This window comes from Methanomicrobium sp., assembly GCF_055145805.1.
Map to the genome: position 1 here is coordinate 1 of NZ_JBSREC010000108.1, position 26,163 is coordinate 26,163.

The window sequence follows — 26,163 nt, forward strand, 5'->3', positions numbered from 1 at the left end:
TATAATCCCGAATTTTTCCTGAATTTCAAGAATTTTATATGCCGCACGTGAACGATAGCCTTCTCTTTTGGACTTAATATAATATTTATCGGTGCCCCACTGTGAACCCATTTTACTCCTTATAATCTGTATTTATATTCTTACTTTTTTCCTTCTTTAGTAGCCGGACAATCTGTTTTTCTGTCAGATAATGATGAAAACTTTGACTAAAATATTTTCCTGCTAAAATATCTGTTTTGTAACCATATAACTGATGAGATCAAAACACCAGTTATTAGTAAAAATTATGCTTATATAGTTTATAATAGAGTTATAGATAAGCAAATATGATCAATTATCAGTTTAAAAAAAATAATCTGATAGTAAAATCATAAAAAATTTCAGGAAATGAATTACATACTAATGCTTACAGATTAATATGTAAAGTATAAACGGGGTAAATAAATGTTAAAGGCAACTATTGATACAGAAATTTTTAAGGAAACAATCGATGTTATCGCGGCAATAGTAACTGAATGCCGCCTGAATATAAGCGAAGAAGGATTCAAAACCCGGGCAGTTGACACAGCAAACGTTGCAATGATATCGTTTGAATTGTCTTCAGAGGGATTTGCGTCATATACCGCAACAGAAAAAGACATTGGAATTGACATCAACAAAATGAAAAATATTGTTGGTATGATGGGCAAAGATGATGCATTGTCTCTTGAACTCCCCGAAGATGCATACAAACTTGAGATGGCATTTGGCGGATACAAATACTCCATAGCTCTTCTTGACGTAAACACTGTACGAAAAGATCCAAATATGCCCACAATACAGCTGCCGGGAAAGGTGGTTATCTCTGGCGCACAATTAAACAGCGCAATAAAGGCAGCAGCACTTGTATCTGATAAAATTGCTTTCGGTATTAATCCTGAAAACAAAACTTTCTATATGGAAGCCGACGGTGACACAGACCACATCAATCTTGAAATTAAAGAAAGTGACCTGATATCCTTTACATCAACAGAAGCACGTTCACTCTTCTCTCTCGATTATCTCAAAGACATGGGACGTGTTATGAGCAAATCAGACGAAGTTGAGATCCAGATTGGAATAGATCACCCTGTTAAATTTGCATTCAACATCGCCGACGGCAAAGGTAAAGTGGAATACCTGCTTGCACCACGCATTGAAGCAGACTAATATGCCAGTAGATCTTGAAAATACAGACCTCGCAAAATATCCTTTTTTAAAAGAGGCACATAGTTTCGTCAGTGAGCAGGCATATTCAATTGAAAACTTTTTAAAAAGCAGATACGGAGAAAGCATTTCTGCTAAGGCTGTATCCCGCATCAATGCCGCATTAAATAATAACTATGACTTTAAGGAAATCCCTCTTGACAAGCCGAACGATGAGATTCTTTCATACGCAATATCCCGTCTGATAGTCTCCTGCATGAAAGAGAGACAGATGAATGACAAATTATGCAGATATGAATCCGAAAGAGCTGCTTTTTTTCTTCAGACAGAGAACTCCGTCAAAAAGGATTATGTCGCAAAAAGCATGGGCATAAATCTGGAAAACAAAAATATAAAAGTCCCCGATTATGTTGAACTTGTTCCAAACCTCAGGGATGCAAGGTGGCAGCTTGTCAACCGTGATGTAAATGAGGGATATGTTTCAATAAAAAAAGAAGAATCTGAGGAACTTTTAAAGGAAAGAATAAGATCTCTTCTTCACCAGCAGCTCCCCCTACCTGTAGGGGAAAATATATGCAGCCTTCTTGAATCAATGGTAAGTGAAATATCATCGGCATATCAGGAAAAATTAATGGAGCAGTTTGGGGAAGTGGATGAAAGTTCATTTCCGCCATGCATGAAAGCCATAATAGGCGCAGTCTCTGCAGGGACTAACATACCACATACAGCAAGATTCTCACTCACAGCATTTATGCACACAATAGGGATGGATACAACAGGCATAGTTGAGGTCTATACACGTGCACCTGATTTTGATGTTGACAAAACTATGTACCAGGTAGAACATATATCCGGACGCGGAGGAACAGAATACACACCACCGGGCTGTGGCACTTTAAAGACCTATGGCCTCTGTGTAAATCCTGATTCATTATGTAAAAGCAAAAACATCGCCCACCCCCTCAGTTACTACAAAGTGAAAAAGAAAACTGCTGATTCTTTCAAAAAGAAAGGTGAATCAAAAGATAAAAATGCTGGGAATTCTTCAAAAAAGAAAAATGAAGATAAAAGCTCAAAAAAAAACCATCCGGATAATTAAGATCTCAAATTATTATTGGGTTTAACTTAAAGCAGATTTCAACCGAGATAAAGACAATTTTTTTAATAAAAATAATTTTTAAATTTGATTTTTACTGATATAATAACCGCCGCCGCTCATAATAATTATAAACAGGACTATTGCAGCAAGTGTCGCAAAACCTGCAGGCAAAAATACCGGTAAAATTGAAAGCGCCAAAATAAGTATGATAATACTACTGGTTGCAGTTGCACTGTCCAGAACCACTGAATTCATAAAATTATTTTAATTCTAATAATGTATAGCACTATCCATCAGAATCCGTCTAAAAGCAGTCCTTATTTTATCTCTGAATAAAAAAAAGGATGAATAAAACAGAACTTAAAGGGAACACCAGATTATCATGAATACTGAAGAAAAAAAGGAAGTTATCAGAAAGCTTGCCACTGCCACAGAAAAAATAGAGGCGCTGATGCCTGAATCATTCATTCCTGATGAAGGTATGAATATTGTTTATGCAATTCCTGATGCGCGTATTCCTTCGGAAGTTGCAGGAATAGAAAGCAGGATTTTTAAAAGGGAACCAGATGGTTCTCGCGCAGGACTGATTAAATTTGGAGCAGATGATCAGATTGGAAAGATTACACTGACAGCAATGAAATTTGACTCTGACATCAGAAGTGCGGCAAACATCAGGTTTTCGGAAGAAATAATTGCAAAATCAATCGAACTGCTTTTGGAAGTCAGAAGTTTTGACAGGGATAAAGAACCTCAGGGAGTAAATACAATAGACTGGGGTGTTGCTTTCTGCTGTGAAGAAGATAATGTTCCCGACATTATTTATGACCGCGGAGCCGCCGGAAAAGAAGCGATGATAAGAATTCTGGGAGAAGATCCCATGTCTGTCGTCAATAATATTATTATGCTCTCCGAACGCATAATAAAAGAAACTAATGGGTAGTAAAAATGGCAATTAAACCAACATACATTAAGGCACTCAGCCAGGAACTGCTCTCCAAACACGGAGAGAAATTTACAAAGGATTTCGATGAGAACAAGCTTGCCGTAGACGAAGTAGCAGTTATCGGTTCAAAATGTGTTCGCAACAGAGTTGCAGGCGCTATTACAAGAAAGGTAAATAGAAGAAAAGCTATATAATCTCCTTATGTTTGAGGGAGTTTATTCAGCATTAATCACCCCATTTAAGGAAAAACAGCAAAGGAATCTTGACCTTGATGGTCTTAAATCCAATATCGATTTTCTTATTTCGCAGGGAATCCATGGAATTGTACCATGTGGTTCCACTGGTGAGTCAGCAACCCTCTCTTTTGAAGAGCACGAAAAAGTCATCAGAACCGCAGTAGAAGTGGCTGATGGTCGTGTTCCTGTACTTGCCGGTACTGGTTCGAACAATACAGCAGAAGCTGTAAGATTTACGAAAGCTGCAAAAGATCTTGGTGCTGACGGTGTTTTGGTTTTAAGTCCTTATTACAACAAGCCCAACCGCTCAGGGCTCATTAAGCATTATCACAAACTTGCAGACCTCGACATTCCGGTTGTTGTATACAATGTACCTGGAAGAACTGCACAGAATCTTCTGCCTGATTTAATAACAGAATTAGCAGAGCATCCAAACATTGTGGGAGTGAAAGAGGCAAGCGGAGACATTGTACAGATTTCAGCCATAATTGAGGAAACAAGAGATCTGGATTTCACCCTGATCTCCGGTGATGATGCAATGACACTTCCCATTCTTGCACTGGGAGGAGGGGGAGTAATCAGCGTCACTGCAAATATTGAACCGGAAAAAATGGTCCGGATTTATGAAACATTCAAATCCGGAGATCTTGAGGCTGCAAAGCAGATGCATTATTCATTGTCACCCCTATTCCGCGCAATGTTTATCGAAACAAACCCGATCCCTGTAAAAACAGCTGTGGGTATGAGGGGAATGGCCGCAGGACCCCTCAGGCTTCCTCTGGATGAACTCAGCAGGGATAATGTGACAATACTAAAGGAGACTTTGAATCAGTATGATTAAGATAGGTATATGCGGCGCACTTGGAAGAATGGGCACAAAGATTGGCAGTATGGTAACAGATTCTCCCGATCTTGAGCTTATAGGCGGGGTTGATATAAAATCAGGCTCTTTTTTTGGTGTTGACGTTTACGAATCCACAAGAATTGATGAATTCTTAAAAGAAAAAAAACCGGACGTAATAATCGATTTTACAATTGCCCATGCAGCAGTTGAAAATATAAAAGCCGCATCACAAAACGGTGTTGCAGTTATTGTCGGGACCACGGGATTTTCCGATGAGCAGAAAGAGGTAATCAGAACTGCAGTTGAAGGAAAAATCCCCGCCGTAATATCAAGCAACTTCAGTCTCGGTGTGAATATATTCTGGCGTCTGGTAAGAGAGGCTGCAAAACAGCTCAAAGACTACGACATAGAAGTTATTGAGGCACACCATCACTTCAAAAAGGACGCACCGAGCGGGACTGCCAAAACAATTCTTGAAATAATCAAGGAAGAGGCAGGAGGCCGTAAGGAGATGTACGGCCGCGAAGGTATGGTTGGTGAGCGTGGCAATGAAATTGGAGTTCATGTTATACGCGGCGGCGATATTGTAGGAGATCATACAGTAATGTTTGCCGGCAACGACGAGGTAATTGAGCTGAGTCACCGCGCATACGATCGTCTGGTCTTTGCCCACGGAGTTATCCGTTCCGCATCATGGATCCACAACAAAAAACCAGGCATATATTCCATGGACGATGTTCTTGGTTTTAATAAATAATTTTTTATTTTCAGACAAATACTCTGTAAAAAACGAAATCTATTTTAGTATTACTGCTGACCTAAATCCGATAATTTATGGTAGCAATAGTTAATGCAGATTCATGCACAGGATGTGAAACCTGTGTGGATGTATGCCCATCAGAGGCAATTTCAATGAAAGACGGCATAGCCGTTGTTGATGCGGATACATGTATAGACTGTGAGGCCTGTGTAGACGAATGTCCTGCTGAAGCCATCCACATGGAATAAATCAGGTATAAATATACAAATATTTTATACCTATATCAACGTATTCTCTTCTAATCCATGATCAATGTAGGAGTTTTGGGTGCAACCGGTGCTGTGGGGCAAAGGTTTGTACAGCTGCTTGCCAGTCATCCCTGGTTTAATCTCCAGACACTGACGGCATCAGAACGCAGCGCAGGGAAAAGTTACCGGGATGCGGTTAACTGGCGTCTTGATGAGCCGTTTCCTGAATCTATCGCAGATATTACTGTCAGCAATACAGATGTTGCCAGCGTAAAGAACCTGGATCTCGTATTCTCTGCGCTTCCCGCAGATCTAGCAACAAATCTTGAGACAGAGATATCAAAAGCAGGAGTTGCTGTATGCAGCAATGCGTCCTCACACAGGATGGGAAGGAATATCCCGCTTGTTGTTCCGGAAGTAAACCCTGACCATCTGGGTCTTATAGACATTCAGCGTGACTCAGGAAATGACGGGTTTATTGTGACAAATCCTAACTGTTCCACAATAGTTATGGTTGCTGCATTAAACCCAATCCGCCACCGCGGTTTTACAGACATTCGTGTTTCTACAATGCAGGCAATATCAGGTGCAGGATTTGAAGGTGTCGCAGCTATGTCTATCTATGATAATGTCGTTCCTTACATTGAATCGGAAGAGAAGAAAATGGAGAATGAAACACTGAAAATCATGGGAACCTTTGATGGTGCCGAGATAATCAGTGCTCCGTTTTCCGTCAGTGCAAGCTGTCACCGTGTTCCCGTCATAGACGGACATACAATGGCAATCTGGGCAGATGCCAACGCTTCTGTAGAAGAATTAAAAAATGACTACAGGAACTACAAAGCACCTTTTACGGGCCTTCCAACACAGCCTGTAAAATCAGTGGAGTTATTTGAACAAAATGACAGGCCACAGCCAAGACTGGACAGAAACCGTGGAAGGGGAATGACAGTTTCTGTCGGAAGAATCCGTGAAGGTGTACGCTTCATTGCTATGGGACACAACACCATACGCGGTGCAGCAGGTGCTTCTGTCCTTAATGCAGAACTTATTACAAGTAAAAAGTATCTTTAAGAGGAGGGGAAACAAATTGTCAGACAATACAGTATTCGTAGGGAATAAACCTGTAATGAACTACGTTCTCGCAGTAGTTACACAATTTAATCAGGGAGCTGATGAAGTCTCGGTAAAAGCACGCGGAAAGGCAATTTCACGTGCAGTAGACACAACAGAGATTGCTCTGAACAGATTTTTAGAGGATGTAAAAAAAGGGGGAATTGTGACATCCACTGAAATGGTTGATACTGAAAGCGGTAAAACAAACGTTTCCAGTATTGAAATCATACTCACCAAGATCTAAAAAAGATCTTTTTTAATGCTCAATTATTAAGAATGCCTATTTTTAAAAAAAAAAAGAACACAGCCCGATGTGTCCTACCATAAAGGATATATCGGCTACAGGCATAATATTTATAGTCATGAAAATAGTGCCCGTAATTGTAGTGCTTCTTATCTTTTTTTTATGTGTTGTACCTGCAGTTTCAGCAGAAACAGACGGGCAGTATAGTTACATCAATATAAAATCAGTGAATCTTGAACTATCAAAAAATAAAGCAGTCTATGATCTAAATTATACAATTGACGATGGTGTCCAGTTTCTCGTCCTGTTCCTTGGAAAATCAGATCTTAAGACAAAATTATGCAAAGCAATGGATATTGACAACTGCAGATTTGAGATTGTGAATATGAACCACGCAATTATGATTATTGAAAGCCCCTCAATTGACAATGGTGACGGTTCCCTATGGTTCCCAAGAAAAAATCTGCCAACAAATATTCCGGAGATCTCAATAAAAACTCCCAGAACAATAAAAAACTACAGTAATGTAAAAGAAATACCAGGTATGGGTTACTTTTCAGAACCTTTAAACATATAATAAACCAGTTTTTTTAAAAACAAAGCAACTAAAAAATAAACTTTTTTCACAGTATTTCAGCCATACTTAAAAAAGATTGACATTCTGTTGTCATTATTATTTAATTAAAAATAAGTATCTTTTTATCAGAGCCGGATTAAACAGATTTATCTATCTTTTTTTCTACAAAAATAATATTTAATCGTGACAAATTAAAAAATACTTACAAAAAACCAATAAAAAAATTAATTATTTTAATGCACTAAATGCACATTTATTGCATACTTCTAATTTATAATTTCAATGATATTTGTTTCGTTTTTTAACTCCGAATCAATCTTATTCTGAGTCCATTTTGTGATATATTTTTGAAGATACATGCCAATAGCTGCAAATACAAGACCAGTAGAAGTCGTGTATACAATAGCCCTTATCCCTTCTATTCCAAGAAATGGAAACTCCAGATTGCTACTAAATGAAAGAATGTATATGCTCGCACCATAGGCGATAATTCCAACAGAACCTGCAAAGAAAGGAATCGCAATATATCTTCCAAGAGCTGTTATATCATTTAGATATATGTCAATTATCTTCCCAATTGAGGCTATCAGGACAGCAGCTGTGAAATATCCTATTGATCCGTAGATAAATGAAAGCAAATAAAATATAATTCCCTGATCTACTGTATACCATTCCAAAAGGCTTGTTAATCCTATAATTATTCCAATAATACCTATTAGTATTGCAGAAATATATGCAACAAAAGTAAATCTCCCCCCAATAAATGAGGAATGGAGGGCATTAAATGCGTAGCTGAAATATTCATCTATTCCAAAACCTTTAAAGAGCAAAAATATTCCAATAACTCCCACCACTATTACGACTGCAATCTCCGGACTTCCAAAAAGATTTGCAATTGCATACAAAAGCATCGCAAGGCCTATAGGAACAAGAAATGTTTTTGCTATCTGCGGATCGTCCAGAAGTTTTTTGATTATATAATATGTACCCTCAAGATTGGGCATCTGTTTTACAATGACACGCTGAATGCTTTTTACATCAACTATTGACTGAATTATCGGGAGAACAAATTCATCCTCTGCACCATCTGTCACAAGAATACATTCATTTATCTCATTGTCCCAGACTATCTTTCCCAATTCATGAGAGATTCTCCTGTCCCCCTCAATTTCATTAGTATGACTCCCCCCGATCACTGCAACATATACTTCCTCACCTTTTGCATTTAACTCATCAAATGTCTTTAAACCCTGAAATATAGCATTAACATCCGAATCCTCGGGATCAGCAAGAGCCAGTCTGTTTGCAGCATCAAGACAATTCTCTCTTCCAAAAACCGGTTCTTCGATATTTGCCTTAAAACCGATATCGTCGTCACGATCGACACATAATATAAGTGTCCTCACGTCTGGCATCTAAATAAAATTCATTCTGTATGTATAAAAAATTGCCTAAAAATAAAATATAAAAGATTTATATAAGTTTTGAACGCTGAAGGAGAAGAATATCATCAGTTGTAAGCTTTTCTCCGGCTCTGAACTGCTGGAATACCTGCTCTGCTTCTTTGCGTACTGCTTTCTGTTCTTTTGTAACCTTGGTTTTCTTGGTTTTCTTACGAAGTCCGCCAATTACCTTATCATAATCACGGATCTCTTTCTGACATCCGATGAAACTATTGTGCTCAGCATCTGCTGCTTCCTGAGCCTCAACAAATTTCTTATGAGCTTCATCTGCTGCTTCACGTGATTTGTCTGCTTTGCGATAGCACTCAACCATAAGATCATGATATTTCTGTGCAAGTTCTGCAGCCTCAGTTACCTGGGCATGAAAATCAGATGCATTTTTGCGAAGATCACGTGCTTCCTGGAGTTTTATATGAATCTCTTTATTCTGCTCCAGTTCTTCTTCCTGTTCCTTGATAGAATGTCTGAACTGTTTTATCTTGTCAATTAACTCGCGCTCTTTATCAGCATTCATTACCCTTGTCTGCTGTTCCATCTCAAGATGTTCAATCTGCTTATGGAGTTCCTTTACTCCACGATTGTTGCTAATTGCGCCATGTTCTTTCTTAAAAGCATCAATTTCTTCAAAAAGAGCATTTGCCTTATCGTTGAAAACATTTCTTTCAGCTTTTAACCGGTGAACATCATTATTTGACTTATCACGAAGATCCTTATCTTTCTGTGCTTCATCAACGAACTCACGTGTCTGGGCATTAAGCTGATTACGCTCACGTGCCTGTGCACTTGCAAGGGCATTCAGTTCATTTCTTTTGTCTTTATGTTCCTCCGACTGCTGGAGAACAACTTTTCTTTTTTCTATCAATTCGCTCAACATGCTCAACACATACCTGTAGTAATAAACACGGCAGTCATGAAATAACAGAATATTACAAACAACTGTTATGGATAATTAAGGGTAATAAAATTACGAAACAAAAGATCTCATTTCCGGGTATCGATTTAATTCCAATAACCGTATTCTTCTGGCTGTTCGTCTTTTGTTCGACTACCTATTCCATAACGGAACCCTAAATATGATTTTAATGTTCCGTTTAAGTTATTTGTGCATTCATTCATGGACTGCACAATGATTTCTATAAAATTGAGCACTTATATTAAATAAGAGTTTCGAACGAGTCCTGTCCGTAAAATTAGAACACATTTTGGACTGAATCTAAAATTCTGACGGTCCTTTTTAAAGAAATAACTACCCAGATAATAATTACCAAAAAAAATATTTTCCGGAGTTATGGAATTTTAATGGCAATTATATGGCAATTTTAACGGATAAAGTCAATCAGACCACCACTGGTCTGTTCTGTTGCTGCCCTTCTTCCGGATGTATTCATAACATGTGAACCTGAATTTCTTCTCTCAAAAGGACCCTGTGCAATTTCAGACCGTGACATAACAGGATTACTCTGCCCCATTATCTGAGCACTTTTAACACCAGTCATAATTGCCATAACCCTTACTTTTCCTTCAAATTCACTATTGATACGTGCGCCCCAGATTACATCAGCATGAGGATCAAGCTCATAGGTCAGTGAACTTGCAATTTCTTCTGCATCTGAGAGAGTAAGATCACTTCCACCTGTAATGTGAATCAGACTACCTGTTGCACCACGGTAATCTATATCCAGAAGCGGGTGATTAAGACATTCATGAACAACATTTTCAGATTTGTTCTGCTGTTTGCTCTCACCAACAAGCATCACTGCAACGCCGCCTTTGCTCATTATTGCACGAACATCAGCATAATCAATGTTTATGAGTGATGGTTCTGTGATAGTTTCAGATATACCTTTTACAGTCTCTGCAATAAGCTGATCCATAACTGAAAATGCCTGTCCTAATGGAAGATTTGGCACAAAAGTCATCAGGCGGTTGTTGTCAAGAACAATTACTGAATCTGCTGCATTTGAAAGTGCTTCAAGACCTTCTTCTGCGCGTATCAGACGTGCTTTCTCTACCTGGAAGGGGTAACTTACCATTCCGACAACAATTGCACCCTGCTCCTTTGCAATCTGTGCAACAACAGGTGCAACACCAGTACCAGTTCCTCCCCCCATACCTGCTGTAATAAAGACCAGGTCGGCATCCTGCAGAAGACCTTCAAGTGTGGTCCTTGCCATCTCTGCCGCACGCTTACCAACATCAGGAAAACCGCCTGCGCCAAGACCCTTTGTCAGGGATTTCCCTACAAGAACTCTCTTGTCAGCCTGAATCATTTCAAGATGCTGCTTATCTGTGTTAACAGCTATTGTTTCGGCCCCTTTGACCTTCATATGATATAAGCGGTTGATTGTGTTGTTTCCTGCTCCCCCGCATCCGACAATAACAATTCTTGGCTGACCGAGGAAATCGTCGTCACCGATTACACCTGACTTTTTCATCCCCTGTTCATATTCTGCGTGCTTTAATGCCTCGTTAATTATAGTTTGCATCCAATAAACCTCCTTAAGACCTTTTTAATTTGAATTAGACATCCGGATTTTCTGAGATGTATTTTCTTAAACTCCCTTTTAAGACCCTGTTCTTACATCTCAAATGAAATCTGTTCACTGTCCCTAATTACCCGGTTTGCGTGTTTTACGACGAGTTCTCTAACACCGTATCTTATAGCTTCAGATACGTTAGGAAATTCTCCTGCTTCCACCAGCTTTTCAAGCATTGCAACCTGCTGCGGAGGCAATCTGATTGTAACCCGCTCCATCATAAATACCACATGTCTGCCATATAACTGACATATGTCAGTTAATTGTCTGACAAAGAGTTACTTCTTGTCAGACGTATGCTTTCAGACAACCAAAGATAACATCTTAAACTATATAAATATTTGTTTTGCATTCCAGACTCACGCTACAAAATTGTTTTATTCGACTAAATTCAATTAAATTTGAAAAGGAGAGAGCATCTTTTGGAATCAGGTTTCCCTAAAAAAGTAACTCACGGAGGAGCAGCCCAGCTGGGTAATGGCAATGATCGCACACATATAATCGACTTCAGTGCAAATTTGAACCCATTTCCTCCGGATTTAGGCTGGAAAGCGGACCAGAGTATGATCTCTTCATACCCGGACGATTCATACCATAAACTAAAGAATGCGGTTGCGCGTAAATTTGGCTGTAAAGAGGACGAAATTTGCATAGGAAATGGTTCAATAGAGATTATAAGGTCTTTTTTTCATGTCGCAATCAATAGAGGGGATCTTGTCAGAACCGACAGGCACACATTTGGAGAATATGACCTTTCCATAAAACTTGCAGGAGGCATGTGCACTTACATTGATAAAAAAAATGTGAAGGTGCGTGTAATATGCAACCCAAATAATCCGACCGGCAGATTAATCCCACAGAAAGAACTTTCCGATATCGCAATTGAGGAGAAAAAATCAGGAGTCAGGCTTTTTATTGATGAGGCTTTCAATGAACTTTCAGACAGTGATGAAACACTTATAGGAAAAGGTCATCCAAATGTTTTTGTCAGCAGATCACTCACCAAATCATTCTCAGTTCCCGGCCTTCGAATTGGATTTGGTTTTGGAGAACCTGAACTGATTGAAAAAATGGAAGTTATAAGACTGCCATGGACACTCAATGGATTTGCAGAAAATTTTGCACTTTTGGCAATAGAACATTACGATGAACTTGAAAAATCACGCAAACTTATAAAAGCAGAAAGAGAATGGCTCTGCAATAAATTTGAAGAGATAGGAATCAATTATATCCCCTCCAGGGTAAATTTCATTCTTTTAAATATCAAACGGGATTCAGGCCGGTTTACTAAAACTATGCTAAATGAAGGAATCTTTGTAAGAGACTGTTCGTCATTTGGCCTGCCGGAATCAATAAGGGTTGCAGTAAGGACCAGAAAAGAAAATGAATTGCTCGTGGAGGCTTTAAAGAAGTGCTTTCACTGATTATGGCCGGCGGTCTTGGGACAAGGATGAACCTCGGCGAGAAGCCTCTTGTAACCCTGGCAGAAAGGCCCCTGCTTTCTTATGTAATATCTGCATTTGAAGATGCAGGATACAACGTCCTGGTTGTTGTTACTCCAAAAGTCCCTATGACAAAAAACTGGTGCAAAGTTAACGGAATAGACATATACCAGTCAGAAGGATGCGGTTATGTAGAGGATATAAAAGAATGTGTAACCGATATCGGAGAAGACCAGCCTTTTTTTACATGCGTATCAGATCTCCCAGGAATAAACCAGAATATTATTGAAGAAACAGTTGATCTGTACAATAAATCCGGAATGGAAGCATGCTCCGTATGGGTACCTCAAATCCTTTTCAGTAACAACAACTGCAAATGCAATTATTCAGAAGAGATAGAAAACATTATTTCCTGCCCTGTCGGCCTGAATATATTAAACGGCGCAAACATATGCAATGAACAGGAAGAGCTGAAAATTCTTTTAAATGAACCCCGACTGACATTCAATGTAAATACCAGAGAAGAACTCAAAAATGCAGAAGAATATTTCAAATGAGACTTATATCAAAATCAAAAGGTTTTCCTGATTATTTTAGCATTCGTAATTTTTTCCAAAGTTAAAAAATATTTATGAAAAATTTCATACAATAAACTCCATTAATAAAAATAGGCTTTTTCTCATGCAATTATATTATATACACCCTCATAAAAGAAATCCACAGATTACCAGCTGTTTTTCAAAAGACTACAAACATCAAAGTATTTTTTGATATTTCACCTAATACGGAGCAAAAAAATAATACTTTAAGAAACATATAATAGGATTATGGAAACGTCCCGTGAGATCGAACTTGAAGGTCATATTATAGATTCAGGAATAATGACCCGTGTTTTTGACAAAGTTCTGGATATGGGCGGCAATTTTGAAATTACCACCTTCGATATAGGAAAGAAAAAACAGGATATCAGCTATGCAAGGCTCATTATAAGCGCATCAGATGAGGAAGAGCTTGAAAATATTCTCAGCGAGCTACACCGCCTCGGTGCAAGAATGCCTGAAGTAGAAAACGTGAAACTTGAAGGAGCTGAAGGAGACAGAATTCTTCCAAAAGGTTTTTACTCAACAACAAATCACCCGACATTTATTAAATATGAAGATAAGTGGATTCCTGTCGAAGATATTGAGATGGACTGCCATATTGTCATAGAAAAAGAATCTTCAAATGCCATCTGTACACCTCTTGCAAAAATTAAAAAGGGAGATATGATCGTAATAGGCGAAAGAGGCGTCAGAATCGTTCCGCCAGAGAGATCCAGAAAAGTCAATCAGTTTGAGTTCATGCAGAACACTGTCTCTTCAGAAAGGCCAAGCGAGACTATTATAAAAAAAATCGCCCGTGAAATGAATGAGATCAAAGATAACGGCGGAAAAATAGGAATTGTTGGCGGTCCTGCAATAATTCATACAAGGGCTGCCCCCGCACTTGCAGAAATAATACACGAAGGATTTATTGACGTTTTATTCGCCGGAAATGCCCTTGCTACACACGATATTGAATATAACCTGTTTGGCACTTCCCTTGGAATGAATCTCGATACAGGTACTCTTGCAGTCGGCGGTCATAAGAATCATATAACTGCCATAAGTGAAGTTATAAGGGCAGGTTCAATTAAAAAAGCGGTTGAAAAGGGAATCATAAAGAGCGGGATAATGTATGAATGTGTAAAAAACAATGTTCCCTTTATTCTTGCAGGTTCTATTAGGGATGACGGCCCGTTACCTGATGTAATAACAGATGTTATGGTTGCACAGGAAGAAATGAGAAAAAATCTGCGTGGCCTTGACATGGTAATTATGATAGGGACACTTCTTCACTCAGTTGCAGTAGGTAACTGCCTGCCTTCATACGTAAAGACAATCTGCGTTGACATAAACCCTGCATCAGTGACAAAGTTAAATGACAGGGGCTCATCACAGGCAATAGGTGTGGTAAGTGACGCAGGGGCATTCCTCCCTCTCCTTGCGAAATACCTGAAAACGGAAAAATGATTTTTTAATTTTTTTTAATTTTTTTTAATTTTTTTTAATTTTTTTATTCAGTTAAAGGCATGCAAAACGGCTTTTCTTCCTTTAATACATAATGCCATTCCGATTTGCAGTCACACCCTTCATCAAAATAAACCTTCAGAAGATCCTTGTCATTTGTAAGTGAATAATCCCTTATCGCATCGACAATATCCCTGTCACATTTCCCGCAGTTATGAGGACCTCTTCTTTTACCCCCCCCGACAGGATCACACATAACATGCAGATCTGATTCAATGAGAACCTTTAGAACACTCCATAGATATGGCGGCCTGTATGATTTCTGCTTCCACATTCTTTCAACTTCAGTTCTGTTCTGAACAGTGCACAGATTCATGGATATCATATCAGAATACGGAGCAGACTCCGAAAGGGACTTCTGCATATCCAAAAGAGCCTCGGATTCAGTAAGAAACGGCGGCTTCATCATAAGATATGTCTTTATTCCGGCACCTGCATCTCTTCCCTGCTTTACGGCACTTTTAAAATCCTCAAATGTATGTCCCTTATCAATACATTTTTCGCGGATGTAATCATTTGTTGTTTCAAGACCCATTGCAACATAAAGTGGTTTATCCCAGGTATTGTCATCAACAACAGGAATGAAATCCGAAATAATATCTTTTTTGACGTACTCGGTTCTGGATTCGACAATTACAATTTTGCCCTTAAAAGCCTCACCTATAGCATCTCTTGCGTCCAAAGGCACTTCTGTTGAATCAAAAAAGCTTCCCGAAGTAAATATTTTAACCATTCTGTAACTATCTGGTCTGAATTCTTCAAGAACCCATGATAACTGTTGTTTTATCTTCAAAGAAAGATCCTCTGCAGCCATTTTATGGTATCTTTCGCTTTTGTACCCGCACATCTTACAGCGGTTCCATGAACAGCCGCCGGATTTGAATATGACTGTCATACAGTCAACAATCTCCCCTGCATACATCTCTTTGCTTTTCCAGCATGCAAGAGGTTTTTCAGTTCGTTTAGATATCATTAATGCTATAGTAGTTGATCGTGTAAATATGAAAAAGATCGCATACATCCTAATTTTACTGATGACAATGGTGTGCGGGGCAGATGCTTATATTATTAATTTTGATGTCCCCTCCCAGGTTAATCTTGGCGACACCATAGTAATTCAGGGAACAAGCACGATTAATCCCGGATTAACAATGACAATTATCCTGTACAGTCAAAAGAATACAATACAGGAGATTACCAGGAAACCATTTACAATTCAGTCAGACCGTTCATGGTCTGTCAAATTTGAGACAGATGAACTCTCAAAAGGCAACTATAAATTTGAGATCCCGCCCACCAGCGATGTTGGTCTGGGCTCAAGTTCAACAACCTACAAGAGCTTTGAGATAATAGACAGGACAGGAGAAATTATAGTGACAGCTCCTTTGACACAGCAGTATAACGGCTATCTTTCAGTTGAAGGCAGAAGTACAACACGCGGAAATCTTGGTATTGAGATAATGGTTGATACCGAAGAAGAGATTGTATTCCCACGGGAATGGATTTCAACAGACTCCAAAGGATACTTCAACAAAAATGTGGAGATACCCGGACCCGGCGTTTACTATGTTTCATTTTATGACAACCAGGGCCTGATAAAACATCAGAAATTTAACTCGGTTCTAAAAGATCCAACACAGGCTCAGACTGCAGTTCAGACAGAAACTGCTACAGGTCAGGCCGGAAAACCAATGTTGGTGCAGTCTTTTGCTTCATATAACAGCCCGGCTTATTTTACAATAAAAACCAATCCAGGAACTCTCAAAGTTGATACATCAGAGGGGCACAACTGGATTTTAAAATATGCTGATGAAAGCAGAATAGTAAAAACAGTCAACCAGTACAAAGACAGCAGGGCAGAATCCTTTACAATACCTGTGTCCGGAGGGACAGTTTACGTAAAGGCATACCCCGAAGATCTCTCTGACAGCGGATATGTAACTCTTTATGCAGACGGCGCTTCTTCAATAACAGTCAGTGATGATGCAGCTGCATTCTTTGAATCACAGTCAACATCCATCCCCACACAATCAGGATACATTTTTCCTATTGGACTGATTTCCTGCATTATTGCATTTGCAATCCTGCTCTTTTCTGTCAGAAGACAATAACACCATATTTTTAAGGAAAAAAGTCAACCTATTAGAGGACGGGCCGAGATAGTCTAGCCCGGAAAGGCGGTGGCCTTGAAAGCCACTGGTGTTCGCACCTCAGGAGTTCAAATCTCCTTCTCGGCGCTAATCTTTTTCAAAAAATCAGGTCAGACTTTTTAAAATTAAGTCCGGCTATCAGGAGGGGATTTTTACAATGTGTATTGCAGTTCCGGCAGAAGTGCTGGAAATCAAGGACGGCAATATAGCTGTCGTTGATTATGGTGACCTTCAGCAGGAGGTTCGTATTGATCTCGTGGACGTTGAAATAGGCGAGTATGTTTTAGTCCATGTAGGTTTTGCTATTCAGAAATTATCACGTGAGGAGGCACTCCAAACGCTTCAGGTATTCAAGGAAGTTTACGCAGCAATGGAGGAATAATGCACGAGTACTCAATTGCATACGACATTTTTGCCACAGCCAAAAAAGCTGCCCTTGAAAATTCCGCGACACTTGTAAAAAAAGTTTACATTGATGTTGGCGTGATGACAATGATAAACCCCGAGCAGGTGATTTTTCTTTTTGAAACCATGTGCGAAGAGGACTCTCTTTTTAAAGATTGTAAAATTGAATCGAAAGATGTGCAGGTAAAATCAAAATGTACATGTGGATATGAAGGTCCGGAGCGATTTGTATGTCCCAACTGCGGTTTGCTTCCCGAAATTGTTGAAGGAAGGGAAGTAGTAGTTGCAAATATTGAAATAGAGGTGGATGACGAATGAAGGTCAATCTTATGCACGGTGCCGGAGGGTCTGTTTTTGCAGAACTTCTGGGAAAGACACTTACAAAATATAAAAATAACAATGCAGGCGGTATAGGCCTGGAATCACTTGATGATGGCGCTGTGATCCCTTTTGGAGAGCAGAACATTGTATTTACAACAGACTCACATGTTGTACGTCCCCTGTTTTTCCCGGGAGGAGATATCGGAAGACTGGCAGTATGCGGGACTGCAAATGATCTTGCTATGATGGGTGGAAAACCCATTGCCCTATCCTGTGCCATGATAATTGAGGAAGGATTTGATATTGAGATCCTTGAAAAAATAGTTGCATCCATGGACGAAGCCCTTGGTGAATGCGGCGCATCAATTGTTACCGGCGATACAAAAGTACTTGAAAAGGGATCACTTGACGGCATTGTGATAAATACCGCAGGAATAGGCGTTGTGGATAAACCAATACGCGACAATAGTCTGAGACCGGGCGATGCAATAATTGTAAGCGGTACTATTGGAGATCACGGAATGGCAGTAATGACAACCCGTGAGGGATTTGATCTGGGAGAACAGATCAGATCAGATGTCGCACCAATGTGGGGACTTGTAAAAAACGCAATGGATGCAGGGGAAATTCATGCGATGAAAGACCCTACAAGAGGAGGTTTTTCAAATGCCATCAATGAGATGGCAGAAAAATCAGATGTTCAGGTCAGAATTCTTGAAGAGGCACTGCCCATAAGAAAAAGCGTCGCAAGCGCTTCAGAACTTTTGGGAATAAATCCTCTGGACGTTGCAAACGAAGGAAAGGTTGTAATGGGTGTTCGTGCAGAAGATGCAGAGAACATATTAAAAGCAATAAAAAATCACAAATACGGGAAAGATGCTGCGATAATCGGAAGAGTAACTGAAGGAAAGTCAGTTATAATGGAAACTTCTATCGGAGGAGAACGTTTTATTGAGGCACCTGTCGGAGACCCTGTTCCAAGGGTCTGCTAAACCAGTCTTTTTTTTAAGAACATAATTATTAATCCGGAAAATACAGATATTAGCTAAAGTTTTTAGAATATCCGTGAATATTACTATAATAATACAGGGAGTCTTTTTCTTATGTTACCTGATTGTGATCTCGTTTTAAATAATGCATTAATGCCGGACGGTTCAGTTGCCGACATCTCAATAAAGGATGGTTATGTAGTTCATATTGGTTCTCCTCATAAATCAGATATAGTAATAAACTGCAGCGGATACATCTGCCTTCCGGGTGCAGTTGACATGCATGTGCATATGCGTGGAGGGGAAGAACAGTCATATAAGGAAACATGGGAAAGCGGCAGTAAAAGTGCACTTGCAGGCGGTGTTACAACTGTTGTAGATCAGCCAAATACAATTCCTCCGATAACAGATAAAAATTCATTCAGGCAAAGGCTAAAAGAAGCAAAAAAACACTCTTTTTGCAACTTTGGACTAAACGGAGGAGTGGTGCCGGACTGCAGCATTGATGAAATGTATAAAGCAGGAGCTCTTGCATTCGGTGAAATTTTCTTTGCAGAATCAAGCTACGGGTCAGCAGTAGACACAGAAATGCTAAGAGATTCATTTTTGGAAATCTCAAAAAGAGGAGCACTTGCAACGGTTCATGCCGAAACAGTCCTAAACGGAGACGATGATAGTCTTTTAAAGCATAATACTCTCCGAAATGAAGAGGGCGAGGCAGAAGCTGTGAAATCCGTGCTCAAACTTGCTCCCTCTGATCTTGCACTTCATTTCTGCCATCTCTCCTCACCCGGGTCAATAGAAACAATTTCCGGTCAAAAAAATATTACCTTTGAAGTAATGCCACATCATCTCTTTTTATCAATTGAAATGTTTGGAGACACTGATGGCAAAGGGAAGGTAAATCCACCTGTAAGACATGAAGAAACAAGAAAAGAATTGTGGGATAAATGGGATGAAATAGATGTTATTGCATCTGATCATGCCCCGCACATTCTCTCAGAAAAGATGGTTTCCGAATTTTCCTCCATCCCGTCAGGCCTGCCGGGAGTTGAGACAATGATGCCACTTTTAATGGCAATGGTACTTGAAAATAAAATAAGTCTCAAATCCCTGATTCAAAAGACTGTCTACAAACCTTCAGAAATACTCGGAATAGAATCATCCGGATTTGCCAAAGGATGCAGGGCAGACTTTGCACTTTATCCTAAATTTACTACAAATATAAAATCCGAAAATCTTCACAGTAATGCAGGATGGACACCATATGAAAATATGAAAGGGGTATTTCCGGAGATTGTAATAACAGGCGGGAATGTTGCTTACAGTAAAGGGGAATTTTTCGAAGGTTTTGGCAGATGGATAAACGGGGATGGATATATAGAGGATAATCGCAAATAATAAAAGGCCGATATATGCGCATCGTTTATTAGGTCCCCGGGTGATCTATTGGCAAAGGTCTGGAAGTGATCTTCGGGACAACCCGGATGCGCAACAGGCATATTAAGCCCGGCTTTTTGGGTATAACAGGTGAAGATTGGCCACAGTGCTTCTTGTGATCCATGTTTGTTAATGCCGGGCGACATTTTAACTTTTAAGCTTAATCTCCGGTGATTGTTGTGGATATAAGTGAAGCTATAAAGGCCCGCGAGGACGGGGTTGTAATATCACTTGACGTCTCCGCCGGCAGCAAAAAGACAATCTTTCCTTCAGGATACAATGAATGGCGAAATGCTTTTTCATGCAGAATAAATGCACCGCCTGTTGAAGGAAAAGCAAACAAAAAGATAATATCAGCAATTTCAGATTTCTTTTCAGTAAATTCATCAGATGTTTTTATAATATCCGGACCATCCTCATCATTAAAACGTATTTTTATAAAGGATATTACATTAGAAGATGCAACTGCACTTCTAAAAAAAAGCTTATAGTGAGTTTTTCCCGGTTTTTTCCATGAAAACAAGTCAGGTTTTTTCTATTGTTTTATTTTTTATCAGCAGGAAATATCCTTATGAAATTGATTTAAATAATTTCAGCTACTATTAGTCATCTTGCCTTATGATCATTAATAAGAGCAGATTTACAACATTCACCAGTTTATCACATCACAGGAGGAATTATTATTGTATTCACCGGAAACTACAAAATACCAGATACATATTGAATTTGAAGCTGAAGGGGTGGTTGAAAAATCCGATGTTGTCGGAGCAATATTTGGACAGACAGAAGGTCTTTTAGGAGATGACTTAGATCTCCGTGATCTTCAGCGTTCAGGACGCTTAGGAAGAATTGATGTAAAAACAGTCAGTAAAAAAGGCGATACAAAGGGGGAAATACTAATATATTCCTCAATTGACAAGGCTGAAACAGCAATTCTGGCAGCTTCCTTAGAGACTATTGAAAGAGTGGGCCCGTGCACCTCAAGATTTCATGTAAACAAAATTGAGGATATCAGAATCTCAAAAAGAAAACAGATCGTCGAAAGAGCAAAAGAAATTCTGATGGTCTCATTTGAAGAAGGATCAATAGACACAAACAACATAATAGATGAAGTACGGGAATATTCCCGAATAGAAAAAATAATTGAAATTGGCGAAGAAAAACTGCCTGCAGGTCCGAATGTTATGGATTCTGATGCAATTATTGTTGTGGAAGGCAGAGCGGACGTTATAAATCTGCTCAGATACGGCATAAAAAATGCAGTTGCAGTAGAAGGAACAAACGTTCCAAAAACTATTGTAGATCTCTGTAAAACCAAAACAGCAACTGCATTCCTTGACGGAGACAGAGGAGGAGATTTAATTCTAAGCGAGCTGTTGCAGATCGCAGAAATAGATTTTGTTGCAATAGGTCCACGCGACAGAAGTGTTGAGGATATGTCCAGAAAAGAGATAATAAAACCTCTCCGAAACAAGGTGCCGATTGAAGCAATCCTCGGTAATGACGGTTCAGTTGACTTCAATGTATATACAACTGCAATATATCAGGAAGAAAAAGAGGATCCAAAAGAAAAGATGGATTCTGAAAGTATTCCTGTAGTCGAAAAGGAGCTTGCCAGACAGATGGATGAAATCAGGGATGCAGATCTCACCCGTTTCCTCACAGAAGAATACGAAATCCTAAACGAATATCCTTCAGAAGAGATGGAAGCTGCACTTAAAAAAGTGGCAGACGAAGTTTCCGGAATAATAACAAACAGAGGGATCAATCAGGCACTTTTGGATCAGATAGCAATGAATAATCTCGATTTTGTCGCAGCTCCGGATTTTAAAGGGATCATAAAAAAACCTGTTTCCGTTAAGCTTCTAAAGATACCTTAAACTGTTATGATAAGCAATGTTTATCCTGGTTTTTAGTAATACACGGATGTGGTAATTGTGCACAAAGAAGAATTAATAGCCCTCCATCAGTTCATGTACTCGATAAAAGAAAGTTTTGAGAAAGAAAATCCAAATGAAATCTTCTCCGAGTATGAATCATTAAAGATTAAACCGAACCAGATTCATAAGAGCAAAATGGAGCACAAACATGCAATTTTTGTCCTTGGCGAGGAGATTGCGCAGGCCATGAAAGACATTGAGCCTTCTGCTTCAAAGAGAATTTCAGACAGAATGCATGAACTTGCAATGAAAACAGAAAAAGAAATCGATGAAGAACCTGAAAAAAGGTTTATCTAATTTTATTTCAGACTTTTTTCCATATTTATAAGATGATCCGCAAGGTAATCAGGGACAGGCGCGTGCATACAATGCCAGTTGGGCGTTCCGTTCACTTCAAGTACAGTGTATGATTTTCCATCAGGAAGAAGATCAACACCACAGTAATCAATTCCTATTGCCTCCGATGCAAGCGATGCAGTCTCTGCCATTTCTTCAGGGATATCCAAAAGCGCTTTTCCGTGTCCGCCCTGGTGTATATTATGTGCAAATGTGTCAGACACCCTTTTTATAGCCCCGACAGCCTTCCCGTCTATTACAAAGACTCTGAAGTCACAGTTATTTTTAATATATTCCTGAATGTAATAAGGCGATTTTTCTTTTAGCTCACTTATATCTGAAAAGGGGTATATCCCATTCCCGTCATATCCATAAACAGGCTTATAAACAACTTTTCCATGTTCTTGTAGGAACAAGTCCACTTCATCCTTTGAACCGGTGAAAATTGTTTCAGGAGTTTTTACACCGTTTTTTAAAAGTCTCGCAGTTGTCTGTACCTTACTTGCACAAACAGCAATTGCCTCAGGAGAATTTACTACCCGGTTATTGAGATTAAGTGTGTTTATCATCTCAAACTGGAGTTCATCCTGTTTAATACCACAGACCCAGATTAGATCCCCTTCTATTTCATCAATAAAAGGGCTGATTCTGTCAAGATCAAGATAAGAAAATTCAGCGCCTCTTTTCATAAGCGCATCTGCAACCATTCCTGTTGAATTATCAGAAGGAGTGTCTGTCGGTTTTTTTACGATACGAATCATAAAAGCTCCAAAAAAAAGATGATTATACTAAAATTTTAATCAAGTTCCGCAAGCGGATCCTGATTTACAATGGGCTTTGAAAATTTCTTCCAGACATCTTCCCTAAAGACCGGACCTGAATTATATGTGCAGAATGGAATTAATTTACCATCAGGGGTTGCATAGTGAATACAGCAGCGCTGGACGCGTTCCACATCATAATTATAATTATCCATAAAATGCATTGTCCCGATAAACAGTGCATTCCAGTGGAAGTCTTTTAATGCCTCAAAATCCTGTTTTATAAGAGCCTGGTAAAGCATCTTCCAGAATTTGCCTGTTTTTCCGCTTTCACTCTTTTTTACAGAAGAATGGAACCCTTTGAGACCTTCAGCCAGAGTCAGATATTTATTCAGCGTCTTCTTATCACGAAGTTTGTCAGACATCTGTTCAACAACCCTGAAAAATTCATCAACATCTATCATCTGATTTACAGGAACAACTCCTTCTTCTGTTACAAACGCATATGTTGCAGCACCACAATGCTGGTGAGTTGTAAATTCTATCTGAGGTTCACCGGTATATGCCTCTACAAGATGAGAGAAAGGCACCATACAGGGCACCGGATAGAAATACTCCTTCTTTATTTTACCCCCGGTCTGTTCCTCAATCCTGTCAGCCAGATCAGGTATTGTGACACGCTCTTTTATCACATCATCTTCGGATGCCGCACCTGTAAATGCAACAGGCTGGAAATTCACACCTCTGATAACATCTACATGTTCTGCTGCAAAATTAATTATTTCACCGACTTCATGATCATTTTTGCCATTTATAACAGTCGGTACAAGAACAATTCCCTGCCCAACCTCGGAACAGTTTTCAATAGCCTTTTTACTAATATTTAAAAACGGATTTGTCTCTTTTGTAACTCCGTCAAAATGAAGATACACTGTGCTGAGCCCTGCATCCTTTAAATCTTTTACAAGTTTTTTATCCCTTGCAAGTTTAACTCCGTTAGATGCCATCTGAATCTGTTTGAATCCGAGTTCTACTGCGACCTTTACAATATCAACAAGGTCTTCTCGCATTGTAGGTTCCCCACCGGCAAACTGAACCGCAGGAGCAGGACATGGCTTCTGCTCTCTTAGCATCTTAAGCATTGAAACAATTTCATCAAATGAGGGTTCATATAAATAACCGCAGGCACGCGCATTTGCAAAACAAAAATCACAATTTAAGTTGCATCTGTTTGTAAGATCAATATTTGCAAGAAGTGTTGCTGACTTATGGTTGTTGCAAATACCACATGCTTTTGGACATTCATCTTCTGACGCATATACCTGAGGATTACAAACCCCTTTTCCAACGGCTTCATAAGCATCAAAATGCCTGTACATCTCAGCATCAGACCAGTACAGATTTTTAAATTTGCCATGTTCCGGACATGTCCTGACAATCCAGATTTTATTGTCTTCCTCTATTATATCTGCGGGGAGTACTGCACCACATTCAGGACAAAGACCCTTTGTTGTTTTTATCACCATATTTGCTCTCACACATTTGATTATTCATTCTATTCTAAATTTAATCAAATAAAAGGATTGTTTCTACCAAAAAATTTAATTTGATTACTCATTTGGTTACTCTAATATCCAATTTGCTTTCACCCAATCTATTTTGATACATTATTTATTTTATTAATTCTTTATATTAGTCATATTGTCGTCTTTAAATGTTGATCTTATTGATATTCTGATGTCTCTTTTTATGGCATTGTGGATTATGCTGCCGGCATATATTCCAAATTCAGCTGCTGCAATATTCGGTGGCGGAGCTCCTGTTGATTCAGGCAAAAACTGGAGTGACGGCAGGAGAATATTCGGAGAGGGTAAAACATGGAGAGGATTTTTCGGGGGTGTCCTTTCAGGAGTATTTGTCGGAGTAATCCTGATTCTGATTGGCAGTTACACTGGTTTTATAGTACACACTCCTTTATCCGTGATTCTGCTTGCAACAGGTGCCCTGTTGGGAGATCTTATTAAAAGCTTCTTTAAAAGAAGACTTGATAAAAAACGTGGTGAAAAGTGGCCTGTTGCAGATCAATATGATCTTGTTGCAGGCTCTCTTGCTCTTGTTTTTATATTTGACTTTGGATGGGCAGTTGCAAATATTACTCCGGTGGTTTTTATCTGGATTATTATAATCACACCTCTTTTACACAGGGGAGCTAATATTATAGGTTATATTATCGGAGTGAAAGAAGTCCCATGGTAAATGAAATTGCAGATATTCTGGTAAAATACGGTGCAATAGAGTTTGGAGAGTTTACACTTGCGTCCGGAGCCAAGAGCAGCTATTATATTGACATAAAAACAGCATCCACAAATCCTCATCTTTTATCAGCCATAGGCTCTTCTATTGCAGATAAATTTGATTTTGATGTTGTTGCAGGTGTTGCGGTAGGTGCCGTTCCGATTGCAGTTTCAGTCTCTTTATCGTCCGGCAAACCATATTGTATAATCCGTAAGGAAGAGAAAGAACACGGAAAGTCAGGAAATATCATAGGAAATATAAAAGGCAAAGACGTGCTCCTGGTTGAAGATGTGACAACCTCCGGAGGAAGTGTTCTTTACGGAATAAATGCACTTAAAAGTGCAGGTGCAATAATCACTAAAGTTGTAACAGTAGTTGATAGAGAACAGGGAGCCTGTGAAAAGTTAAAAGACCTTGGAGTTACACTTTATCCCCTTGTACGCACTTCAGAGATAATGAATAAGTAAAAATATTAGACAGATTTTGGTGATATAAATGATTATGAAGGTTCTTGTTGTGGGCGGAGGCGGCAGAGAGCATGCGATAGCAAAAGCACTTTCCCGCAACGAAGCGTGTGAAATCTATTCAGTAATGGCAAAGAAAAACCCTGGAATTATCAGACTTTGCAGGGATTTTCTCATATGCCCTTTTATGATCCTGAACCAGTGGCATCGGGATAAGATTTATTCCGTCAACAAAGGCCATTAAAGTGAACTCTTCTCCC

General features: G+C 39.2%; 31 protein-coding genes, 1 tRNA gene and 2 pseudogenes. 25 read left to right on the forward strand and 9 right to left on the reverse strand.

Annotated features, from left to right (window positions below):
- Positions 1-444: 444 nt before the first annotated feature.
- Together ACTB1O_RS09940 and ACTB1O_RS09945 are read left to right on the forward strand one after the other, a co-directional pair.
- Positions 445-1,188, forward strand: a complete 744-nt coding sequence (locus ACTB1O_RS09940; RefSeq protein ID WP_462994981.1) for a DNA polymerase sliding clamp — start codon at positions 445-447, stop codon at positions 1,186-1,188.
- A 1-nt stretch (position 1,189) separates the two neighbouring features.
- Positions 1,190-2,284 (forward strand): DNA primase large subunit PriL, encoded by a 1,095-nt coding sequence (locus tag ACTB1O_RS09945; protein WP_462994982.1) that lies wholly within the window; start codon positions 1,190-1,192, stop codon positions 2,282-2,284.
- Between the two features lie 78 nt (positions 2,285-2,362).
- Here the strand turns inward: ACTB1O_RS09945 and ACTB1O_RS09950 are convergent, their stop codons facing one another.
- A complete protein-coding gene (locus ACTB1O_RS09950) occupies positions 2,363-2,539 on the reverse strand; it encodes a hypothetical protein (RefSeq protein ID WP_462994983.1) in 177 nt (58 codons plus the stop codon).
- A 127-nt stretch (positions 2,540-2,666) separates the two neighbouring features.
- On the opposite strand from ACTB1O_RS09950, the gene ACTB1O_RS09955 reads away from it, so the two are divergent.
- The 8 genes from ACTB1O_RS09955 (at position 2,667) to ACTB1O_RS09990 (ending at position 7,252) form a co-directional block, all read left to right on the forward strand.
- The gene (locus tag ACTB1O_RS09955; protein ID WP_462994984.1) at positions 2,667-3,224 is read left to right on the forward strand and encodes a thiamine-phosphate synthase family protein; all 558 of its coding nucleotides are present in this window, start codon (positions 2,667-2,669) and stop codon (positions 3,222-3,224) included.
- Positions 3,225-3,229: 5 nt separating this feature from the next.
- Positions 3,230-3,421 (forward strand): 30S ribosomal protein S17e, encoded by a 192-nt coding sequence (locus tag ACTB1O_RS09960; protein WP_462994985.1) that lies wholly within the window; start codon positions 3,230-3,232, stop codon positions 3,419-3,421.
- 7 nt (positions 3,422-3,428) lie between these two features.
- Positions 3,429-4,304 carry a 4-hydroxy-tetrahydrodipicolinate synthase gene (gene dapA, locus ACTB1O_RS09965; protein ID WP_462994986.1) on the forward strand — a complete coding sequence of 292 codons (876 nt, stop codon included), beginning with the start codon at positions 3,429-3,431 and terminating at the stop codon, positions 4,302-4,304.
- Complete coding sequence (dapB, locus tag ACTB1O_RS09970) at positions 4,297-5,064, forward strand: 4-hydroxy-tetrahydrodipicolinate reductase (RefSeq protein WP_462994987.1); 768 nt, start codon at positions 4,297-4,299, stop codon at positions 5,062-5,064. The genes dapA and dapB overlap by 8 nt, the downstream gene beginning before the upstream one ends.
- A gap of 77 nt (positions 5,065-5,141) precedes the next feature.
- Complete coding sequence (locus ACTB1O_RS09975) at positions 5,142-5,315, forward strand: indolepyruvate ferredoxin oxidoreductase subunit alpha (protein WP_462994988.1); 174 nt, start codon at positions 5,142-5,144, stop codon at positions 5,313-5,315.
- Between the two features lie 57 nt (positions 5,316-5,372).
- Positions 5,373-6,389: an aspartate-semialdehyde dehydrogenase gene (asd, locus tag ACTB1O_RS09980; RefSeq protein ID WP_462994989.1), complete on the forward strand. Its 1,017-nt coding sequence runs from the start codon at positions 5,373-5,375 to the stop codon at positions 6,387-6,389.
- 16 nt (positions 6,390-6,405) lie between these two features.
- Positions 6,406-6,675 carry a DNA-binding protein Alba gene (gene albA, locus ACTB1O_RS09985; RefSeq protein WP_462994990.1) on the forward strand — a complete coding sequence of 90 codons (270 nt, stop codon included), beginning with the start codon at positions 6,406-6,408 and terminating at the stop codon, positions 6,673-6,675.
- Positions 6,676-6,793: 118 nt separating this feature from the next.
- Entirely contained in the window at positions 6,794-7,252 is a 459-nt protein-coding gene (locus tag ACTB1O_RS09990) for a hypothetical protein (RefSeq protein WP_462994991.1), read from the forward strand.
- 266 nt (positions 7,253-7,518) lie between these two features.
- On the opposite strand, the gene ACTB1O_RS09995 is transcribed toward ACTB1O_RS09990, so the two are convergent.
- The 4 genes from ACTB1O_RS09995 to ACTB1O_RS10010 all read right to left on the reverse strand — a co-directional run bounded on the left by ACTB1O_RS09995 (position 7,519) and on the right by ACTB1O_RS10010 (position 11,473).
- Positions 7,519-8,667 carry a DUF373 family protein gene (locus tag ACTB1O_RS09995; protein WP_462994992.1) on the reverse strand — a complete coding sequence of 383 codons (1,149 nt, stop codon included), beginning with the start codon at positions 8,665-8,667 and terminating at the stop codon, positions 7,519-7,521.
- A 58-nt stretch (positions 8,668-8,725) separates the two neighbouring features.
- Positions 8,726-9,589, reverse strand: coding sequence for a coiled-coil protein (locus ACTB1O_RS10000; protein WP_462994993.1), 864 nt, complete (start codon positions 9,587-9,589; stop codon positions 8,726-8,728).
- A 445-nt stretch (positions 9,590-10,034) separates the two neighbouring features.
- Positions 10,035-11,201: a cell division protein FtsZ gene (gene ftsZ / locus ACTB1O_RS10005; RefSeq protein WP_462994994.1), complete on the reverse strand. Its 1,167-nt coding sequence runs from the start codon at positions 11,199-11,201 to the stop codon at positions 10,035-10,037.
- Positions 11,202-11,293: 92 nt separating this feature from the next.
- Positions 11,294-11,473: a ribbon-helix-helix domain-containing protein gene (locus ACTB1O_RS10010; RefSeq protein WP_462994995.1), complete on the reverse strand. Its 180-nt coding sequence runs from the start codon at positions 11,471-11,473 to the stop codon at positions 11,294-11,296.
- A 201-nt stretch (positions 11,474-11,674) separates the two neighbouring features.
- Between ACTB1O_RS10010 and ACTB1O_RS10015 the strand changes: the two genes are divergently transcribed.
- The 3 genes from ACTB1O_RS10015 (at position 11,675) to ACTB1O_RS10025 (ending at position 14,745) form a co-directional block, all read left to right on the forward strand.
- Positions 11,675-12,676: a pyridoxal phosphate-dependent aminotransferase gene (locus ACTB1O_RS10015; RefSeq protein WP_462994996.1), complete on the forward strand. Its 1,002-nt coding sequence runs from the start codon at positions 11,675-11,677 to the stop codon at positions 12,674-12,676.
- A complete protein-coding gene (locus ACTB1O_RS10020) occupies positions 12,664-13,251 on the forward strand; it encodes an NTP transferase domain-containing protein (RefSeq protein WP_462994997.1) in 588 nt (195 codons plus the stop codon). The genes ACTB1O_RS10015 and ACTB1O_RS10020 overlap by 13 nt, the downstream gene beginning before the upstream one ends.
- Before the next feature lie 270 nt (positions 13,252-13,521).
- Positions 13,522-14,745 (forward strand): ornithine cyclodeaminase, nickel-pincer nucleotide-dependent, encoded by a 1,224-nt coding sequence (locus tag ACTB1O_RS10025; protein WP_462994998.1) that lies wholly within the window; start codon positions 13,522-13,524, stop codon positions 14,743-14,745.
- A gap of 43 nt (positions 14,746-14,788) precedes the next feature.
- Here the strand turns inward: ACTB1O_RS10025 and ACTB1O_RS10030 are convergent, their stop codons facing one another.
- Positions 14,789-15,697, reverse strand: coding sequence for an archaeosine biosynthesis radical SAM protein RaSEA (locus ACTB1O_RS10030; RefSeq protein ID WP_462994999.1), 909 nt, complete (start codon positions 15,695-15,697; stop codon positions 14,789-14,791).
- Between ACTB1O_RS10030 and ACTB1O_RS10035 the strand changes: the two genes are divergently transcribed.
- From ACTB1O_RS10035 to ACTB1O_RS10075, 9 genes are all read left to right on the forward strand, one after another.
- Positions 15,687-16,913, forward strand: a complete 1,227-nt coding sequence (locus ACTB1O_RS10035; protein ID WP_462995000.1) for a hypothetical protein — start codon at positions 15,687-15,689, stop codon at positions 16,911-16,913. The two genes, ACTB1O_RS10030 and ACTB1O_RS10035, sit on opposite strands and share 11 nt — an antisense overlap.
- Positions 16,914-16,955: 42 nt before the next feature.
- A tRNA-Ser gene (locus ACTB1O_RS10040) sits at positions 16,956-17,039 on the forward strand.
- Between the two features lie 70 nt (positions 17,040-17,109).
- Positions 17,110-17,334 (forward strand): HypC/HybG/HupF family hydrogenase formation chaperone, encoded by a 225-nt coding sequence (locus ACTB1O_RS10045; protein ID WP_462995001.1) that lies wholly within the window; start codon positions 17,110-17,112, stop codon positions 17,332-17,334.
- On the forward strand, positions 17,334-17,675 hold the full coding sequence (locus ACTB1O_RS10050; RefSeq protein WP_462995002.1) for a hydrogenase maturation nickel metallochaperone HypA/HybF: 342 nt from the start codon (positions 17,334-17,336) through the stop codon (positions 17,673-17,675). The genes ACTB1O_RS10045 and ACTB1O_RS10050 overlap by 1 nt, the downstream gene beginning before the upstream one ends.
- The gene (gene hypE / locus ACTB1O_RS10055; protein WP_462995003.1) at positions 17,672-18,670 is read left to right on the forward strand and encodes a hydrogenase expression/formation protein HypE; all 999 of its coding nucleotides are present in this window, start codon (positions 17,672-17,674) and stop codon (positions 18,668-18,670) included. The genes ACTB1O_RS10050 and hypE overlap by 4 nt, the downstream gene beginning before the upstream one ends.
- Before the next feature lie 111 nt (positions 18,671-18,781).
- Complete coding sequence (gene pyrC / locus ACTB1O_RS10060; RefSeq protein ID WP_462995004.1) at positions 18,782-20,068, forward strand: dihydroorotase; 1,287 nt, start codon at positions 18,782-18,784, stop codon at positions 20,066-20,068.
- 218 nt (positions 20,069-20,286) lie between these two features.
- Positions 20,287-20,598, forward strand: a complete 312-nt coding sequence (locus tag ACTB1O_RS10065; RefSeq protein WP_462995005.1) for a DUF167 domain-containing protein — start codon at positions 20,287-20,289, stop codon at positions 20,596-20,598.
- Between the two features lie 192 nt (positions 20,599-20,790).
- Positions 20,791-21,987 (forward strand): DNA primase DnaG, encoded by a 1,197-nt coding sequence (dnaG, locus tag ACTB1O_RS10070; protein ID WP_462995006.1) that lies wholly within the window; start codon positions 20,791-20,793, stop codon positions 21,985-21,987.
- A 57-nt stretch (positions 21,988-22,044) separates the two neighbouring features.
- Complete coding sequence (locus ACTB1O_RS10075) at positions 22,045-22,344, forward strand: UPF0058 family protein (protein ID WP_462995010.1); 300 nt, start codon at positions 22,045-22,047, stop codon at positions 22,342-22,344.
- A 2-nt stretch (positions 22,345-22,346) separates the two neighbouring features.
- On the opposite strand, the gene ACTB1O_RS10080 is transcribed toward ACTB1O_RS10075, so the two are convergent.
- A complete protein-coding gene (locus tag ACTB1O_RS10080; RefSeq protein ID WP_462995007.1) occupies positions 22,347-23,144 on the reverse strand; it encodes an ATP-grasp domain-containing protein in 798 nt (265 codons plus the stop codon).
- Positions 23,145-23,179: 35 nt separating this feature from the next.
- Positions 23,180-24,670 (reverse strand): tetraether lipid synthase Tes, encoded by a 1,491-nt coding sequence (gene tes, locus ACTB1O_RS10085; RefSeq protein ID WP_462995008.1) that lies wholly within the window; start codon positions 24,668-24,670, stop codon positions 23,180-23,182.
- A 238-nt stretch (positions 24,671-24,908) separates the two neighbouring features.
- On the opposite strand from tes, the gene ACTB1O_RS10090 reads away from it, so the two are divergent.
- From ACTB1O_RS10090 to ACTB1O_RS10100, 3 genes and pseudogenes are all read left to right on the forward strand, one after another.
- A complete protein-coding gene (locus ACTB1O_RS10090) occupies positions 24,909-25,400 on the forward strand; it encodes a CDP-2,3-bis-(O-geranylgeranyl)-sn-glycerol synthase (protein WP_462995011.1) in 492 nt (163 codons plus the stop codon).
- Positions 25,394-25,906: an orotate phosphoribosyltransferase gene (gene pyrE / locus ACTB1O_RS10095; protein WP_462995009.1), complete on the forward strand. Its 513-nt coding sequence runs from the start codon at positions 25,394-25,396 to the stop codon at positions 25,904-25,906. The genes ACTB1O_RS10090 and pyrE overlap by 7 nt, the downstream gene beginning before the upstream one ends.
- 28 nt (positions 25,907-25,934) lie before the next feature.
- A pseudogene (locus tag ACTB1O_RS10100) lies at positions 25,935-26,081 on the forward strand (phosphoribosylamine--glycine ligase); the annotation flags it as partial.
- Here the strand turns inward: ACTB1O_RS10100 and ACTB1O_RS10105 are convergent.
- A pseudogene (locus ACTB1O_RS10105) lies at positions 26,076-26,163 on the reverse strand (hypothetical protein); the annotation flags it as partial. The pseudogenes ACTB1O_RS10100 and ACTB1O_RS10105 overlap by 6 nt on opposite strands.

Excerpts from the sequence above, each read along its gene's own strand:
- ACTB1O_RS09940 (WP_462994981.1), top strand. The coding sequence starts at position 445 with ATGTTAAAGGCAACTATTGATACAGAAATTTTTAAGGAAACAATCGAT.
- ACTB1O_RS09945 (WP_462994982.1), top strand. The coding sequence starts at position 1,190 with ATGCCAGTAGATCTTGAAAATACAGACCTCGCAAAATATCCTTTTTTA.
- ACTB1O_RS09950 (WP_462994983.1), bottom strand. The coding sequence starts at position 2,539 with ATGAATTCAGTGGTTCTGGACAGTGCAACTGCAACCAGTAGTATTATC.
- ACTB1O_RS09955 (WP_462994984.1), top strand. The coding sequence starts at position 2,667 with ATGAATACTGAAGAAAAAAAGGAAGTTATCAGAAAGCTTGCCACTGCC.
- ACTB1O_RS09960 (WP_462994985.1), top strand. The coding sequence starts at position 3,230 with ATGGCAATTAAACCAACATACATTAAGGCACTCAGCCAGGAACTGCTC.
- dapA (WP_462994986.1), top strand. The coding sequence starts at position 3,429 with ATGTTTGAGGGAGTTTATTCAGCATTAATCACCCCATTTAAGGAAAAA.
- dapB (WP_462994987.1), top strand. The coding sequence starts at position 4,297 with ATGATTAAGATAGGTATATGCGGCGCACTTGGAAGAATGGGCACAAAG.
- ACTB1O_RS09975 (WP_462994988.1), top strand. The coding sequence starts at position 5,142 with ATGGTAGCAATAGTTAATGCAGATTCATGCACAGGATGTGAAACCTGT.
- asd (WP_462994989.1), top strand. The coding sequence starts at position 5,373 with ATGATCAATGTAGGAGTTTTGGGTGCAACCGGTGCTGTGGGGCAAAGG.
- ACTB1O_RS09990 (WP_462994991.1), top strand. The coding sequence starts at position 6,794 with ATGAAAATAGTGCCCGTAATTGTAGTGCTTCTTATCTTTTTTTTATGT.
- ACTB1O_RS09995 (WP_462994992.1), bottom strand. The coding sequence starts at position 8,667 with ATGCCAGACGTGAGGACACTTATATTATGTGTCGATCGTGACGACGAT.
- ACTB1O_RS10000 (WP_462994993.1), bottom strand. The coding sequence starts at position 9,589 with ATGTTGAGCGAATTGATAGAAAAAAGAAAAGTTGTTCTCCAGCAGTCG.
- ftsZ (WP_462994994.1), bottom strand. The coding sequence starts at position 11,201 with ATGCAAACTATAATTAACGAGGCATTAAAGCACGCAGAATATGAACAG.
- ACTB1O_RS10010 (WP_462994995.1), bottom strand. The coding sequence starts at position 11,473 with ATGATGGAGCGGGTTACAATCAGATTGCCTCCGCAGCAGGTTGCAATG.
- ACTB1O_RS10025 (WP_462994998.1), top strand. The coding sequence starts at position 13,522 with ATGGAAACGTCCCGTGAGATCGAACTTGAAGGTCATATTATAGATTCA.
- ACTB1O_RS10035 (WP_462995000.1), top strand. The coding sequence starts at position 15,687 with ATGACTGTCATACAGTCAACAATCTCCCCTGCATACATCTCTTTGCTT.
- ACTB1O_RS10030 (WP_462994999.1), bottom strand. The coding sequence starts at position 15,697 with ATGACAGTCATATTCAAATCCGGCGGCTGTTCATGGAACCGCTGTAAG.
- ACTB1O_RS10045 (WP_462995001.1), top strand. The coding sequence starts at position 17,110 with ATGTGTATTGCAGTTCCGGCAGAAGTGCTGGAAATCAAGGACGGCAAT.
- ACTB1O_RS10050 (WP_462995002.1), top strand. The coding sequence starts at position 17,334 with ATGCACGAGTACTCAATTGCATACGACATTTTTGCCACAGCCAAAAAA.
- hypE (WP_462995003.1), top strand. The coding sequence starts at position 17,672 with ATGAAGGTCAATCTTATGCACGGTGCCGGAGGGTCTGTTTTTGCAGAA.
- pyrC (WP_462995004.1), top strand. The coding sequence starts at position 18,782 with ATGTTACCTGATTGTGATCTCGTTTTAAATAATGCATTAATGCCGGAC.
- ACTB1O_RS10080 (WP_462995007.1), bottom strand. The coding sequence starts at position 23,144 with ATGATTCGTATCGTAAAAAAACCGACAGACACTCCTTCTGATAATTCA.
- tes (WP_462995008.1), bottom strand. The coding sequence starts at position 24,670 with ATGGTGATAAAAACAACAAAGGGTCTTTGTCCTGAATGTGGTGCAGTA.
- ACTB1O_RS10090 (WP_462995011.1), top strand. The coding sequence starts at position 24,909 with ATGCTGCCGGCATATATTCCAAATTCAGCTGCTGCAATATTCGGTGGC.
- pyrE (WP_462995009.1), top strand. The coding sequence starts at position 25,394 with ATGGTAAATGAAATTGCAGATATTCTGGTAAAATACGGTGCAATAGAG.